Origin of the sequence: Acinetobacter sp. Tol 5 (assembly GCF_019702905.1) — a bacterium.
Taxonomy (GTDB): Bacteria; Pseudomonadota; Gammaproteobacteria; order Pseudomonadales; family Moraxellaceae; genus Acinetobacter; species Acinetobacter bereziniae.
On the sequence record NZ_AP024708.1, the window covers coordinates 3,636,392 to 3,652,245 of the forward strand.

General features: G+C 38.0%; 14 protein-coding genes. 11 read left to right on the top strand and 3 right to left on the bottom strand.

Annotated features, from left to right (window positions below):
- Positions 1-90: 90 nt before the first annotated feature.
- Together TOL5_RS16975 and TOL5_RS16980 are read right to left on the bottom strand one after the other, a co-directional pair.
- Positions 91-2,130, bottom strand: a complete 2,040-nt coding sequence (locus TOL5_RS16975) for a UvrD-helicase domain-containing protein (protein WP_004828034.1) — start codon at positions 2,128-2,130, stop codon at positions 91-93.
- Between the two features lie 432 nt (positions 2,131-2,562).
- Positions 2,563-3,213, bottom strand: coding sequence for an OmpA family protein (locus TOL5_RS16980; protein ID WP_004828032.1), 651 nt, complete (start codon positions 3,211-3,213; stop codon positions 2,563-2,565).
- A gap of 241 nt (positions 3,214-3,454) precedes the next feature.
- Between TOL5_RS16980 and TOL5_RS16985 the strand changes: the two genes are divergently transcribed.
- From TOL5_RS16985 to TOL5_RS17020, 8 genes are all read left to right on the top strand, one after another.
- A complete protein-coding gene (locus TOL5_RS16985; RefSeq protein WP_005030850.1) occupies positions 3,455-4,372 on the top strand; it encodes an acyltransferase in 918 nt (305 codons plus the stop codon).
- A gap of 37 nt (positions 4,373-4,409) precedes the next feature.
- On the top strand, positions 4,410-5,459 hold the full coding sequence (locus tag TOL5_RS16990; protein ID WP_121774173.1) for a preprotein translocase subunit SecA: 1,050 nt from the start codon (positions 4,410-4,412) through the stop codon (positions 5,457-5,459).
- 141 nt (positions 5,460-5,600) lie between these two features.
- Positions 5,601-6,320 (top strand): septum site-determining protein MinC, encoded by a 720-nt coding sequence (gene minC / locus TOL5_RS16995; RefSeq protein ID WP_004828026.1) that lies wholly within the window; start codon positions 5,601-5,603, stop codon positions 6,318-6,320.
- Between the two features lie 66 nt (positions 6,321-6,386).
- Entirely contained in the window at positions 6,387-7,199 is an 813-nt protein-coding gene (gene minD / locus TOL5_RS17000) for a septum site-determining protein MinD (RefSeq protein WP_004722761.1), read from the top strand.
- A gap of 2 nt (positions 7,200-7,201) precedes the next feature.
- The gene (minE, locus tag TOL5_RS17005; RefSeq protein ID WP_004722763.1) at positions 7,202-7,474 is read left to right on the top strand and encodes a cell division topological specificity factor MinE; all 273 of its coding nucleotides are present in this window, start codon (positions 7,202-7,204) and stop codon (positions 7,472-7,474) included.
- Positions 7,475-7,695: 221 nt separating this feature from the next.
- Positions 7,696-7,983, top strand: coding sequence for a PA4642 family protein (locus TOL5_RS17010; protein WP_004828024.1), 288 nt, complete (start codon positions 7,696-7,698; stop codon positions 7,981-7,983).
- Positions 7,984-8,228: 245 nt separating this feature from the next.
- A complete protein-coding gene (locus TOL5_RS17015) occupies positions 8,229-8,606 on the top strand; it encodes an IS630 transposase-related protein (RefSeq protein ID WP_005029849.1) in 378 nt (125 codons plus the stop codon).
- Between the two features lie 23 nt (positions 8,607-8,629).
- Positions 8,630-9,151, top strand: coding sequence for an IS630 family transposase (locus TOL5_RS17020; protein ID WP_227544161.1), 522 nt, complete (start codon positions 8,630-8,632; stop codon positions 9,149-9,151).
- 205 nt (positions 9,152-9,356) lie between these two features.
- Here the strand turns inward: TOL5_RS17020 and TOL5_RS17025 are convergent, their stop codons facing one another.
- Complete coding sequence (locus TOL5_RS17025; protein WP_004828022.1) at positions 9,357-10,961, bottom strand: isocitrate lyase; 1,605 nt, start codon at positions 10,959-10,961, stop codon at positions 9,357-9,359.
- 635 nt (positions 10,962-11,596) lie between these two features.
- Between TOL5_RS17025 and TOL5_RS17030 the strand changes: the two genes are divergently transcribed.
- The 3 genes from TOL5_RS17030 (at position 11,597) to TOL5_RS17040 (ending at position 15,787) form a co-directional block, all read left to right on the top strand.
- A complete protein-coding gene (locus TOL5_RS17030; RefSeq protein WP_004722769.1) occupies positions 11,597-12,586 on the top strand; it encodes a LysR family transcriptional regulator in 990 nt (329 codons plus the stop codon).
- A gap of 143 nt (positions 12,587-12,729) precedes the next feature.
- Positions 12,730-14,058: a hemolysin family protein gene (locus tag TOL5_RS17035; protein ID WP_151780619.1), complete on the top strand. Its 1,329-nt coding sequence runs from the start codon at positions 12,730-12,732 to the stop codon at positions 14,056-14,058.
- A gap of 388 nt (positions 14,059-14,446) precedes the next feature.
- Complete coding sequence (locus TOL5_RS17040; RefSeq protein WP_046760063.1) at positions 14,447-15,787, top strand: CitMHS family transporter; 1,341 nt, start codon at positions 14,447-14,449, stop codon at positions 15,785-15,787.
- Positions 15,788-15,854: the final 67 nt, after the last annotated feature.

Below are 15,854 nucleotides of genomic sequence, written 5' to 3' on the forward strand. Positions count from 1 at the left end.
TAAAAAAAATTAAATGCACTTTGCGCTCTTGCTAAGTTGCCTGTGTATCAACAGTCAGGCTACAGAACAAGCAAAGTGCATATTTCAAAATTAGCGCTTTAGTAACGCTTTTAGATTCTGTAAATACTGTTGAGCCTGTTGTTTTGGATCAACATTTTCAGCAAGTTTTTTCTTACGCCCCAACCAATCCAGCTCATCCTGTGGCAGTTCATCTAAAAAGCGACTCGGCGTCATTTGCTTCATTTGCCCACCGTTTTTACGCTGCTCAGCCAAAGTTAAAGTTAAACCTTGTTGTGCACGGGTAATGCCCACATACATGAGACGGCGTTCTTCCTCAATGGTTTCCGCGGCAATCGAGTTCTTATGTGGTAAAAGTTCTTCTTCCAAGCCCATAATATAAACAAATGGAAATTCCAAACCTTTGGATGCATGCAGTGTCAAAAGATTAACTTTGTCAGTGTCTTCATCTTCCTGTTGCTGCTCTAACATATCCAGTAAGACCATTTTACGAATTACACTTTCAATGTTCTTTTCATCCACATCTTCTGCACGATTGATTAAACTCTGGATGCTGGTATAAAGCATTTCGACATTATCCAGTTTGGTTTTTTCTTGTGCCGGCGTCGCCGCAGTTTCACGAAGATAATCAATATAGCCAGCTTCATTCATCATCTGACGAATTTTAGGAACAGGTTCATCGTCATCCAACAATTCACGAGTAAAATCATTGATAAAGCCTGCAAACTCAGCCAACTGTGTGGTTGCCTTTTTCGGCATCACCATTGTCAAACGCTGATCACTGGCTGCTGCCAATAAAGATAAATGGTTTTCCTGCGCAAATAGCCCCAATTTTTCCAATGTCACTGGACCAATGGCACGTTTAGGCGTATTGATGATGCGTAGGAATGCACTATCGTCTTCAGGGTTAATAATGACACGCAAATAGCTCATGACATCCTTAATTTCAGCGCGTCCAAAGAATGATTGTCCGCCCGATAACTTATAAGGAATCTGCATTTGTCGAAGTTGAGTTTCCAGTACGCGAGCTTGGAAGTTACCACGATAAAGCACCGCATAATCCTTCCAATTCTTACCATTCATTAATTTATGCGTAAGCAAGTCTTTAACGACACGTTCTGATTCATCATCATCATTACGGCAAGTAATCACTCGAATCACTTCACCATGCCCTTTATCACTCCACAATTTTTTATCAAAAATATGCGGATTGTTTTCGATTACATGGTTGGCTGCTTTTAAGATACGACTGGTTGATCGGTAGTTTTGCTCAAGCTTGATGACTTTTAAATTGCGGAAATCCTCTTTAAGTAACGCCATATTCTCAGGCTTGGCACCACGCCATGCATAAATGGACTGGTCATCGTCGCCTACAGCAGTGAATTGCCCCATGACCCCGACCAATAATTTTACCAAAATATATTGGGCTGTATTGGTATCCTGATATTCGTCTACCAACAAATAACGCACACGGTTCTGCCAACGATCACGCACTTCGGCATTCTCTTGTAACAGGCGTGTTGGCATCACAATAAGATCATCAAAATCTACTGCATTATAAGCACGCAGGTTTCGCTCATATAGCTGATACAAATGGGCAAATTGGACATCTTCGGGTGTTTCACAGGTGGTATGTGCTTGCTCAGGCACAATCAGATCATTTTTCCAATCAGAGATCTTCTTCATGGCTTTGGCAATCAAATCTTTACTTTCAGCACCTGACAAATTATCACGATGCATTAAGTCCATCAGGATTCGTTTACAGTCATCCGAGTCAAGAATTGAAAAATTATTTTTAAGTGGTGTATTTTTAAGCTCTATACGTAATAGATTTAAACCAAAGGTATGGAAAGTTGAGACTGAGAGCCCTTTACCTTCTTCTTTACCCAATAATTTACCAACACGCTCTTTCATTTCACGCGCTGCTTTGTTGGTAAAGGTCATTGCTGTAATTCGGTGTGCAGGAATACCACATTGCTGTACAAGATAAGCAATTTTTCTTGTAATTACTGAAGTTTTACCTGAACCCGCCCCTGCAAGTACTAACAAGGGTCCTTGAGTATATTTCATGGCTTCAAGTTGCTTGTCATTTAGTTGACTTGCTTTCGACATTGTTCATCCTCATCAAACTTCGAGCTCGATTATAGTCATCTAAAGTAGACTTGCAAAATGCTTAATTTGAATTTTTCCGACATAAAAAAACCACGTTTAGATGGTTTACTTTAAATAGCGTATTCGGTGATCTATTTTGCTTGTTGAGTTTCAATCACTACTTTTTTATACAATCATTATGCCCATTTTAAATTGCAGTTGGTTGCTCAGCCATTTAAGACACTCCCTATTCTTTAAACAATCATCGTCGATTATTTTCCAAAAAGTTTGCTTGAGTGAAATATAGGCTAGATACATCAGCACTTTTTTAGCATTAAATCACCATTTAATAGTCAATCATCTGCTATATCAACCATAAAATAAAAAAAAGGAATCATAAATTTATGATTCCTTTTCAAACACTTAAACCAAAAGAATAAGTATTTAGCGTTTTTAGCTTGCAGCGTAAATGCTGATTTCTACACGACGGTTTTGTTCACGACCAGCAGCAGTTGAGTTATCTGCGATTGGGTTTTGTGAACCATAACCTTGAGTATCAATACGGCTTTGAACACCTTGACCTCTCAAATAGTTTGCTACAGAAGCAGCACGGTTTTGTGACAATGGGATATTGATTGAATCATTACCAGTATTATCAGTATAACCAGTCACAAGAATTACACTCTTGTTGTCTTCTTTCAATGTTTGAACAACTTTGTTCAACGTACCGTAGAAGTTAGGTTTGATGTTTGCCTTGTTGGTATCAAAAGTAATGCTACCTGGCATAATCAATGCAACAGAGCCATCTGGATTACGGCTAACTTCTACACCAGTACCCTGCATTTGTTGACGTAATTTTTTCTCTTTATTGTCAAGGTAAAGACCAGCACCCGCACCTAAAAGTGCGCCAATTGCTGCTGCACGGTTGTTTTGTGCAGAACTGTTTGCGTTACCACGAGACAAACCATAACCTGCCGCCGCACCGATCAAACCACCTAAAGCAGATTTGTCGTATTCCATACCGCCGATGTTATTACCAGTCGTTTGACAGCCAGAAAGTACAAGAGCCCCAGCTGTAAGTGTTGTAATTAATAGTGCACGCATTGCATGCCTCCAAGTTGTGTTTTTTGTTAGACTAATTTTGGTATAAAAAACAAAGCGCCACTATAGACGTTTTGTTAAAATTCACATTTTTTTTAACATTTTGTAATATTTACAACGAAATTAACAAAACTGATCATCATAATTTATACATAGTCATTAAATGTACCTTTTTAAATTAAATCGTAACGACTATATTGTGTACTTTGAGCACACATTCACCATAAATCACTAGGACTGTTCTATGTCATCTCAGCAGCAGAAGCAACCTATTTTAAAAAAAATTACGAAAGGGCTAACCGTTGGTACAGTGATCACTGGGAGTACTTTTTTTCATGGTCCGCCAGTGCTTGCTTTAGGTCTGACTAAATTGTTTAAAAAGTCTAAGAAAGTGGATGAAACCAACATTAATATCACCAATAGCTGGCTAGCTATAAATAACTGGTTGATTGACCATGTTTTACCAGAAACACAATGGGATATCAGTGTTGATGACAATCTCGATCTGAATATGCAGGGACGTTATTTAATGACCTGTAACCATCAAAGCTGGGTAGATACCACGGTCAACCAATACTTTGGCTTAACTCGTATGCCTTTGACCCGTTTTTTCACCAAATGGGAACTTATATTTATTCCCTTTGTTGGGCAAGCCTTTAAAATTTTAGGCTTCCCAATGATGAAGCGACATAGTAAAGCGCAAATTGCAAAAAATCCAGAACTCAAATATCGCGATTTGGAGGAAGCACGAAAAGCCTGTGAACAGCTTCTCAGCCAGCCATTCACCTTATTAAACTATTTGGAAGGTACCCGATTTACCCAACAAAAGCATGACCAACAACACTCTCCTTTCACCCATCTGCTTAAACCGAAAGCAGGAGGATTAGCGCTTGCTTTAAGTATCTTGGGTGATCAAATTGATGCTTTGGTGGACATGACCATTGTTTATCCAGATGGTGCACCTGGTTACGGTGAATTTTGGTTGGGTGAAGTGCCCCGAATCGCTGTAAATATGCGTAAAATTGAAATTCCAGATTGGGTACCGGGCGGGAACTATGAAGACGATGCGGAATATCGTCAACGTTTTCAAAATTGGGTGGATCAGTTATGGGCTGAAAAAGATCAGTTGATCAGCACCATGAAAGAAAAATATAAAAGCTAATCTCAGCTTTTTTGTAAATTCAATGTAAAGGATTGGCATGACAGAGCAAGTTAACGCCCCTCAACAAGAGGCACAACCCAAACAAGAGATGTCACGAGGATGGTGGATATCATTTGGTTATGACATCTTTATGATGTTTATCATTGTGTTTAACTTATTCTGTTTATGTGCCAATGCCTTTTTGATGAGCAATTTTGGCGATTGGTTGTTTAATGAAATTCAGCTTCCCCAAGTATTACAGTACTACAAAACGGATTTACATCCCTGGGTGATTAAAACAGAAAGTTGGTTTATTACTTTCTTGGTTGTTGAGTTGGGCATCCGTTGGTTGATTGCTATTGTCAACAAACATCATGCCCGTTGGTTCTTTTTCCCTTTTATTCACTGGTATGAAATTTTAGCCATTATCCCCTATCTACGTTTTTTACGTTTAATTCGGGCAGGCATCATTGCATATCATTTTCATGAGTTAGGCTATAAGGTCATTCCTGACAGTATCATGAGACGTATCGTCTTTTATTATCGTGTATTGATGGAAGAACTTTCTGACCGTGTGGTCATCACTGTGATTGATGGGATCAAACATGAACTTGACACCAGTTCGAGTCATAAAAAGATTATTCATGACTTGGTGGATCACCACCGAGAACGTTTTGCACAGACTCTGGCTGAAATTTTACAGGAGTCTTTGGCTGTAGAATTAAAAGCACAAAGCACTCAAATTACCCACAATGTCGGGCAAATCGTTCGTCAAGCCATTGAAGATACCCCCCAACTCACTCAATTATTAAGATTGATTCCGATTGCAGGTAGCATGATTGAAAATCAAATTCAAAATATTGGACAACAACTGGGAGAAAACATTACTCAAGGCTTAGTGCAACCATTTACCCAAGGTAGTGTTCAAAATCCAAACGCAACTTATCAACTTATTTCTACCAAGCTAAGTCAGATAAATATTGAAAATCAGCATCTTGAAGAATTAGTTGAATCTGTTGTCTATGAAAGTTTAGAATCATTGAGAAAGCAAGTGAAAGTAAAACAATGGCAAATTGAATTAGAAAAAAATGATCAGGTCAAAGAGTGAGTGATTCAAAGAATAAGCAATTCATTGAAAATATTTGTATCTTTGCTAGAGAAATCATTGAATATGTTCTAGCATTTGCCCTAATTTACAATTTGACTTTAGATAGAAAAATTTAGGTCACAAGCCTTTTAAGGAACAATTATGGCTGATATACGGATTACAGGCAGAATGGTTAATTTTACCCGATTAACCTTCGATACTAATGATCATGATGCCATCCGCCAGCAATTAACTTCAATGATGAGTGAAACCTCTTATCAAGGGGCTTTGGTCATTATTGATACCACAGTTGAACAAGAGCTTATCGCCTTGATTCAATTGATTATCAGCTTAGATTTACAGCCAATGGCTGTGATTGATGGTTTGTTGGGTGATCAAGCCAGAGCAATTCAATTCCCTGTTTTGCCTGCCGATCGTCCTTTACAGCGGATTAAACCCACTAAAGAACAAGTGGTTGAAACACCTGTAAAACAGCCTGATCAACCAACAAAAACTACAACAGTGAATACGCCTAAAACATTAAGTCATGCAACCTCATATCATGATGAAATTTTAAGAACTGGGCAATGTATTGTTCAAGACCACGGTGATGTCATTCTAAATGCTGGTATCAATAGTGGTTCAGAAGTCATTGCTTCAGGAAATATACATATCTATGGCAGTGTTCGTGGTAGAGTCATCGCTGGTGCAGGTGGGAATACCACTGCAAGAATTTTTTGTCATTCATTAGAAGCCGAATTGGTTTCTATAGCAGGAACATATTGTGTAGCAGATGATATTCCGCAAGATGTCATAAAAAAAGCTGTACAAATTTACTTGAATGATCAGCAAGAGCTAGTATTTGAAGCTTTGCAATTTTAAGGTATAAATTAAACACCATATAAAACTCGTTCAATCGAGTAAATGACCATAACAGGAGTGGATTCGGTGGCCAAAATTGTTGTCGTTACATCAGGCAAAGGTGGCGTAGGTAAAACTACGACGAGTGCATCTTTTGCAACAGGATTAGCCCTACGTGGTCATAAAACTGTTGTGATTGATTTCGATGTGGGGTTGCGTAATCTTGATTTGATTATGGGCTGTGAACGTCGTGTTGTTTATGATTTTGTTAATGTCATCAATAACGAAGCGCGCTTACAACAAGCCTTGATTCGTGATAAAGATATTGAAAATTTATATATTTTACCTGCATCACAAACACGTGATAAAGATGCCTTAAGCGATGATGGTGTCGCACGTGTAATTGATGAACTTTCTCAAGAGTTTGATTACATTATTTGTGACTCACCTGCTGGGATTGAACGTGGTGCGATTTTAGCCATGTATCATGCAGATGAAGCCATTATTGTGACCAACCCTGAGATTTCTTCTGTTCGAGATTCTGACCGTATTATTGGAATGCTCGACAGCAAAACGAAAAAAGTTGAAAACAACGAAGGACGTGTTCGTAAACATTTATGTATCACACGTTTTAACCCTGAACGTGCCGATAAACAAGAAATGTTGACCATTGACGATATTTCTAAAGATATCTTACGTGTGCCTACTCTTGGTGTTATTCCAGAGTGTCCAAGTGTGCTTCAGGCATCGAATGAAGGTAAACCTGTCATTCTTTACCAAGAAGCTTCTGCTGGACAAGCGTATGATGATTTAGTTGCTCGTTTCTTGGGTGAAGAACGTCCTTATCGTCATATTACAGTGAAACCTAAGGGTTGGTTAGCACGATTATTTGGAGCGTAGAAATGGCAGGATTTTGGAGTAAACTTTTTAGCAACGATGACAAACCATCTAGCGCCCAAACTGCTAAAGATCGCTTAAAAGTTATTGTTGCTTCTGAAAATGGTTTGGGCAAACGCCTGAGCCAAGACAAGATTGATCAAATGAAAAAAGAAATCATGCAAGTGGTCAATCGTTATGTACGTGGTGTGGATGAACAGCATATTCAAATGCAAGTTCGTTCAGAAGCCAACATTGAAATGTTGGAAATGAATATCAATTTACCTGAAGAACGATAATTTCATTATTGATTAGTCAAGTGAATTGATTCAGGGCAAAATATGTCGCGGAGTTAGAAAAGCATCGCTTTTACTCTTGCTAGATATTTTGCCCTTTTATTTTAGATTTTATTCAGCTAAATATTGTATTTATCCGTATTAGCGTAAATATCAATAGCTTTTATATAATGCTGCAAACTAAGATAAACAATTAGATTTAGATTTTTTGAGGAGATGCTGTTATGGCACTTTCACAGCCAGCAACGTTCAATGAAGAATGGTCAGACGAGCGTGTATTTGCCTATTTAGATCAACTTCCTCCTGAAGGAATCAACACAGATTTCCATGTGTTGTATCATGCTTTTAAGCATATGCGTCCTTTTGATTATGAACGCTTATTGACTAAGTTTGTCGCTGATGGTCGTGACATTAATGCAACCAATCCCGAAGGTCAGCGTATTCATGACGTGATTGCTGAATACCCGCGTCAAAAAGAAGGTTTCTTAGAAGTATTGGCAAAGTTTGCTTAAACACTCAAAAGGAATAGTGACGAACTTTTAAAAAGTTTAGACTTATTTGATACAAACGCTCGATGAATATCATTGGGCGTTTTTTATTTTTTCTGAATAACAAAGCTAAAGCAACGAATACATGATTGTGTACTAATTTTTTGTATTAGATATAAATATTGACGATCACCAAACATTAAAGATTTCAGGATATAGCTAAATATATAAAGTTTGCTACACTATAAAAAACCTTACTGACTGCTGTTATGCCTAAGCCATACTCCAATGATCTTCGATACAAAGCTCTAGACTACTACAAAGAATGCCAGAATAAGTCTAAAACATGTACTGTTTTTAAGATTGCAAGAACGACTTTAGATCTCTGGATTCAGCTCGAACATCTCCAAGGAAATGCGAATAGACCACATCCCGAAAAAGCAGGTCGACCCTATAAAATTAAAGACCTAAAGGCTTTCAAAATCTTTGTTGAAACAACATCATTTTCACAGGCTAAAGATCTGGTGCCATTATTTGAGCAAAGATTTGGTTATTCCGTCAGCTATGCCAATATCTTATTTGCTTTAAAAAAGCTGGGATGGAGTTATAAAAAAAGAGTTTTCTCTACAGACAAGCCTGCAAAATAGGACGAGCAGTATTCCAATGGTTCCTGCCACAATGGAAACAGCAATATGGTGAAGAGTATATTTTATACATTGATGAATCAGGTATAAATACCAATGAGGTTGCTGAATATGGTTGGTCTGAGAAAGGAAAACGTTGTCGTGCATTAAGAACAGGTGGGCATGGAAGTAGACTAAATATAATCAGTGCTGTTCGATCAAGTGCAACGTTTAAATTCATTGCTCCCCTAATTTTTAAGGGCTCATGTGATCGCAATACTTTTACTGGCTGGCTTGAATATTTACTCAAAGATCTAACAAGAGATAAAAATGGTCAGCCTCAAAAATATTTACTAATTTTAGATAATGCTTCTATTCACAAAGGTCGAAAAATTGAGGAATTGGCTCGCCAGTACAATGCTAGGCTGATGTATTTGCCTGCTTATAGTCCAGACCTCAATCCAATTGAAAAAGCTTGGTCTATACTAAAAAGAAAAGTCAGACATATTGTTAGCCAACAACAGAAAACTATTCTTGAGGCTTTAGATATTGGGTTTAATCAAATGTAGCATAGTTTATTTAACTAGCTATAAATGTTGGGTGACTTTTTTGTGCCCTTATTCTCCCTCTCATGAAGATCCATTGTTGAAGTTAAAATATAGAGTTATTCAAAATAATCACCAGTTTACTTCACAAATACACCTTGAAAGATATAACTTATCATTAACCAAAAAAAACCCAGCTTACGCTGGGTTCTTCGAATCAAATCAGTGCTTAGTGAGCAGCGAATTGGTTCATTGTGTTTTTAGCATCGTCATGCGCTTTAAGTGCATTGTCACCAGAGAAGATTTCTTTGTGATCATCACCGATGTCTGAACCAGCCATTGCTTGGTGTTTAACACAAGCAATACCACCGCGGATTTCTTTACGCTGTACGCCAGCAACATAAGCCAACATACCTTCAGAACCGAAGTAACCTTGTGCAAGCTCATGAGTTGAAAGCGCAGCAGTGTGGTAAGTCGGAAGTGTGATCAAGTGATGGAATACACCTGCTTCACGAGAAGCATCTGCTTGGAAAGTACGGATTTTTGCATCAGCATCAGCAGCTAATTCAGTGTTATCGTACTCAGCGCTCATTAATTTAGCACGGTCGTAAGCAGAAACATCTTTACCTTCAGCAACCCAACGATCGTAAGCTTGTTGACGGAAGTTTAAAGTCCAGTTGAATGATGGGCTGTTGTTATAAACAAGCTTCGCATTTGGAACTGTTTCACGTACACGGTTAACCATGTGAGCGATTTCTTCAACGTTTGGAGTTGCAGTTTCGATCCAAAGAAGGTCAGCACCATTTTGTAAGCTAGACACACAGTCAAGTACAACACGGTCAATTTGAGTACCTTCACGGAATTGATATAAGCCAGAAGCTAAACGCTTAGGACGGTGTAATTTACCATCACGTTTGATCAAGATTTCATCTTCTTGAGCATCAGCAATATCAATTTCTTGAGTATCTAAGTAGCTGATATATTGAGAAGCAATGTCACCTGGCTCTTTAACCACTGGGATTTTTTGAGTCAAGTCAGCGCCTTCAGAGTCAGTACGTGCAACGATGATACCATCATCAAGACCCATTTCTAAGAATGCATAACGTAATGCATGGATTTTAGCGATGAAGTCTTCGTGTGGAACTGTTACTTTACCAGCTTGGTGACCACATTGTTTCGCATCAGATACTTGGTTTTCGATTTGAAGGGCACAAGCACCAGCTTCAATCATTTTACGCGCAAGTAAATAAGTTGCTTCTTCGTTACCGAAACCAGCATCGATGTCCGCAATAATTGGCACAACGTGAGTTTGGAAACCATCGATTTGAGCAGTAATTTCAGCAGCTTTTGCAGTATCACCTGCTTCTTGAGCTTTTTTAAGCGCACGGAATAAATCGTTTAATTCTTTCGCATCAGCTTGACGTAAGAATGTATAGATTTCTTCGATCAATGCAGGTACAGAAGTTTTTTCGTGCATAGATTGGTCAGGAAGAGGACCGAATTCTGAACGAAGTGCAGCAACCATCCAACCAGAAAGGTAGATGTAACGTTTGCTTGTTGTACCGAAATATTTTTTGTTCGCGATCATTTTTTGTTGCGCGATGAAACCATGCCAGCAACCTAATGATTGAGTATATTTGCTAGAATCTGCATCATATTCAGCCATATCACGACGCATGATCGCAGCTGTGTATTTAGCGATATCTAAACCAGTTTTGAATTGGTTTTGCATCTGCATACGAGCAGCATCTTCTGGGCTAATATCGCGCCATGTGCTTCCGAATTTTGCTTTTAATTCACGGATTGCATCAATCGCTGTTTGGTATGTAGTCATGATATGTTCCTGTAATAATATTAGGATTTCATCAATCGAAGAGCCAAATCCACTCGGTATTTGATTGTTCAGATTTAGAACACTTCGTTGTTATGAAGTTAGCTTAGATTGAGTGCCTGAATTAATCCAATATTTTGAGTTAATTTTCAGTATTTATTTAAAAAATATATAGATCAAAGTCGTATTATAATTATGTAAGAATTTTTTAAGCCTTTATTTTTTCTTTAATTTTAAATTATCTCAATCAAAGAACTTTGATTAATTATGCGCCAAAATGCCCAATTTATATTTATTAGACTTAAGTCTGAAGTTGTTAAAAATATACTTGACGCTATTTTTTTTGATGTAAAAATATACAAACACTGAACTTCTTATGCTTTAAATGAGTAGGATATTTGCTGTTTGGTAGGCGCATAGCTCATTGCAAAGTACACTTTCATATAGAATCTCAAACTTGATGATTTGTATTTTTGAAAGTGTTTAACCTATCAAATACAATTACGCATAGAACCACCCCTAAAAATCTCATAATAAGTAATATCTGTTGTTGTTTTTTCATCTACTTTTTACACAAAAGCATTTCCTTATGGCATAATCCCATGTGATTTCTAAATTTTATTTTCGGTATTTTTTTTATGAATCTGGAGCGGGTCGATCTTAACCTTTTAATTTACCTTGACGTTCTTTTACGTGAAAAAAATGTGACTCGTGCAGCTGAACAGTTGGGTGTAACGCAACCAGCAATGAGTAATATTTTACGTCGTCTACGTAATTTATTTAATGATCCTCTTTTGATTCGCTCATCGGAAGGTATGACACCAACAGAACGTGCACTGGAATTACAACCACGTATCCGTGATGCACTCTCTGACTTATCGATGATTTTAGAACCACGTACTGAATTTCGACCATATACCAGTAATCGTGTCTTTCGCATCATGACTTCAGACTATGCGGAGGCAACTTTAGTTCCTCGTTTAGTTAAAGCACTACGCTCAGAAGCCCCGAATGTGGTTCTTGACTTTCTTACGCCAAGTGACGTGTCTTACCGAGATATGGAACAAGGTAAAGTTGATTTAGCGATTAACCGCTTCAATGAAATTCCACAAAGCTTCCACCAAGTTTTAGTGTGGCGTGACAGCTTTTCTTGCCTACTCAATAACAAACATCCTGCTTCAAGCAACTTAAATCTTAAAAGCTATTTAGATGCACAGCATATTTGGGTTTCAAAAACGGGAATGGGTGTAGGATTTGGAGTAAACCCTGAAAAACAAGCTGGATTAGGTTGGATTGATCAAGCCTTAGAACGTATTGGTCAAAAACGTAAAATTTCTGTGTTTACCCGCCATTATCAAATGCCAGCATTATTGGCATCGAATGTAGATTTGATTGCCACTTTGCCGACGCGTATTGCGCGCTTACAAGCGAAAAGCCAGAACTTATTAATCAAAGATCCTCCATTTTATATTCCTGAGTTTGAGTTAAAAATGGCATGGTGTCCTTTACTACATCATCACCCTGCTCATCGTTGGTTACGTCAACTGATTCTTTATGTTGCACGCCAAATGATTGAAGAAGAAAACCGTGAATTCATGCAAAATAATTCACATTTTTCGCAATATTAAGATAAATTTCTTAAATTCTTATCATTTCAAGCTTATACTCATTCCAAATCGGTAGTGGATTTCTTCACTACCGCCCCTTTTTATGTGTTAATTTATTATGTATTCATAACTTCTCATAATAATGATGATCCACAGGTGGATTCGTGAGCCTCTTCCAGAATATCCTAATTATCGCAGTACTCATTGCAGGAGCTGGTTTTTTATCTTTAACTGAAATCGCACTTGCCGGTGCGCGTAAAGTTAAACTCAAAATTCTTGCCGAATCTGGCGATGAGCGAGCACAAAAAGTCTTAGACTTACAGCAAAACTCTGCCGATTTCTTTGCTGCCTCCCAAATCGGGTTAAATGCAGTCGCTATTCTAGGTGGTATTTTAGGTGAAGGCGCATTCCGCCCTTATTTCTTTGAATTTGTTTCTCGCTTTTATGTAGGTCCGTGGGCTGAAACCATCAGCTTTGCACTGTCCTTTACTTTAGTAACCTCGCTATTTATTCTTTTTGCAGACTTAATGCCAAAACGTATGGCAATGATTGCACCTGAAAAAATTGCAGTTGCAGTCATTAATCCGATTCAAGTTTTTATCGTCATCTGTAAACCTTTGGCTTGGTTTATCAATGCAGTTGCAAACCTATTGTTCCGCCTGTTCAAAGTGAATACCACCCGCGAAGACAACATCACTTTCGATGATATTTCAGCAGTGATGGATGCTGGTGCTCAAGCAGGCGTGCTACAAAAACAAGAACACCATTTTATTGAGAACGTGTTTGAACTTGAAGAGCGTAATGTTCCCTCAAGTATGACACCACGTGAAAATGTGGTGTTTTTTACATTAAAAGAGCCAGAGGAAAGCATTCGTCAAAAGTTAGCGGAATATCCCTATTCAAAATTTTTAGTTTGTAATGAAACGATTGATCAAGTGATTGGCTATGTGGATGCTAAAGATATTTTAGTTCGCATTCTCAACAATCAAAAAATCAATCAATTAAACGAATCGACCATTCGTACTGTGTTGAGTATTCCAGACACGCTGACTCTTTCTGAATTGCTTGACCGTTTCCGATCAAGTAAAGAAAAGTTTGCTGTCGTGTTTAATGAATATGCATTGGTCGTCGGCGTGATTACCCTATCGGATATCATGATCACGGTAATGGGTGATTGGGTAACCCCAATGGACGAAGAGCAACAAATTATCAAACGGGATAATAATTCGTGGCTGATTGATGGAAGTACGCCCATTGAAGACTTGAAGCATGCGCTAGAAATTGATGAAATGCCAGATGAAGAAAACTATGAAACTTTGGCAGGTTTTATGATGTACCAATTAAGAAAAATTCCTAAACCTGCAGATACTGTTATTTTTGGCGGCTATAAATTTGAAGTAGTCGATGTCGATCATTTTAAAATTGATCAGCTTTTGGTGACCCGCTTACTTGAAAGACCAGAACTACCACCATCTGAAGAAAACCCTTCATAGCCGTTTATTTACACGAAAAGCTCAGTTTCCTTACTGAGCTTTTACCAATAAAAGATTCCCTTTATCACAAAAGCTTTGCTCTTTTATGTTATTCCTATCACATTTATTCATAATATTTTGAAATATGAAAATTACCATGAATCCCCTATTCAAAAACAATATTAAAATAAAAATATATAAATCAATGCATTAAATTTTATAACCATTTTGGTGCAAAAATGAATGACGTTTTTAAATATCTGTTTTAAATACTCTATTTATTAAAAAAATAGTCACTCATTTAATATTTCTACAAATATATTTAAATTTAATCAAATAACTATTAGCATTCTTCTGCTTAAAAAACTAAAAGACTTCTGCAATAAAAGTCTCATTCAAGGATTGAACTATGCTAACCGTATTAGGTTTAGGCATGATTTTATGCTTTATGTATTTAATTATGTCTAGACGAATGACTGCACTTGCCGCGCTCACACTTATCCCAATTCTATTCGCACTCATCGCTTACGGTCTTGGCTTCTACGTGGACAGTCTAGGGCATATTGAAATCAAAGAACTTGGCGAAATGATGTTAGAGGGTGTTAAAAAGCTTGCCCCTACTGGCGTGATGCTATTATTTGCCATTCTCTACTTTGCCATCATGATCGATACAGGTCTGTTTGATCCTTCAGTCAAATTCATTTTAAGACTGGTTAAAGGTGACCCGTTAAAAGTCGTCATTGGGACAATTACTTTAACCTTAATTGTTTCTTTAGACGGTGATGGCTCAACCACCTACATGATCTGTGTAGCCGCAATGTTACCACTCTATAAACGATTGGGTATGAGCCCACTGATCATGGCATGTTTAATGATGCTTGCCAGCGGAATTATGAACCTAACTCCTTGGGGTGGTCCAACTGCTCGTGCTGCCAGTGCATTACATGTAGAAGCAAGTGATATCTTTGTTCCGATGGTCTTACCGATGTTGATTGCCATTCTATGGTTATACTTCGTTGGTTTTATGTATGGGCGTATGGAACGTAAGCGTTTAGGGATTATCGAACTTGATGTCAGTCATGGTGATGACATTCAGATTTCAACTAATCCTGAAGCAAACCGTGCACATTTAAGATGGTTCAATGGTTTATTAACCGTTGTATTAATGATCTGTTTAGTGAAAGGTGTTTTACCTTTACCCATTCTATTTATGATCGCACTTTGTATTGCACTGGTTGTGAACTACAAAGATATAGATATGCAAAAATCTTTAGTCGCTCATCATGCAGGGAGTGCGCTAAACGTTGTCGGTATCATTTTCGCAGCAGGGATCTTTACGGGGATCTTAACAGGAACAGGCATGGTCGATGCCATGTCTAAAGAATTGGTGGCAATTATTCCACAGAGTATGGGTCCATTTTTAGCACCCATTACCGCTGTAATTAGTATGCCGTTGACTTTCTTCATGTCGAATGATGCGTTCTACTATGGTGTACTGCCGATTCTTTCAGAAGCTGCAAGTCACTATGGAATTACACCCGTAGAAATGGCACGTGCTTCAATTGTGGGGCAGCCTGTACATTTACTCTCACCACTGGTTCCATCCACTTACTTATTATGTGGATTGGCTGGGATTGAATTTGGGCAACATCAAAAGTTCACCATTAAATGGGCGATTCTCACCTGCTTAGTCATGCTCGTTGCAGCAATGTTACTTGGCGTATTCCCGTTATATTCAACCATGCATTAAACGTCATACATGAATTAAAAATGCACAAAAGCTGATATTAATATCGGCTTTTGTGCATTTAGTGGTA

Excerpts from the sequence above, each read along its gene's own strand:
- TOL5_RS16975 (WP_004828034.1), bottom strand. The coding sequence starts at position 2,130 with ATGTCGAAAGCAAGTCAACTAAATGACAAGCAACTTGAAGCCATGAAA.
- TOL5_RS16980 (WP_004828032.1), bottom strand. The coding sequence starts at position 3,213 with ATGCGTGCACTATTAATTACAACACTTACAGCTGGGGCTCTTGTACTT.
- TOL5_RS16985 (WP_005030850.1), top strand. The coding sequence starts at position 3,455 with ATGTCATCTCAGCAGCAGAAGCAACCTATTTTAAAAAAAATTACGAAA.
- TOL5_RS16990 (WP_121774173.1), top strand. The coding sequence starts at position 4,410 with ATGACAGAGCAAGTTAACGCCCCTCAACAAGAGGCACAACCCAAACAA.
- minC (WP_004828026.1), top strand. The coding sequence starts at position 5,601 with ATGGCTGATATACGGATTACAGGCAGAATGGTTAATTTTACCCGATTA.
- minE (WP_004722763.1), top strand. The coding sequence starts at position 7,202 with ATGGCAGGATTTTGGAGTAAACTTTTTAGCAACGATGACAAACCATCT.
- TOL5_RS17010 (WP_004828024.1), top strand. The coding sequence starts at position 7,696 with ATGGCACTTTCACAGCCAGCAACGTTCAATGAAGAATGGTCAGACGAG.
- TOL5_RS17015 (WP_005029849.1), top strand. The coding sequence starts at position 8,229 with ATGCCTAAGCCATACTCCAATGATCTTCGATACAAAGCTCTAGACTAC.
- TOL5_RS17025 (WP_004828022.1), bottom strand. The coding sequence starts at position 10,961 with ATGACTACATACCAAACAGCGATTGATGCAATCCGTGAATTAAAAGCA.
- TOL5_RS17030 (WP_004722769.1), top strand. The coding sequence starts at position 11,597 with ATGAATCTGGAGCGGGTCGATCTTAACCTTTTAATTTACCTTGACGTT.
- TOL5_RS17040 (WP_046760063.1), top strand. The coding sequence starts at position 14,447 with ATGCTAACCGTATTAGGTTTAGGCATGATTTTATGCTTTATGTATTTA.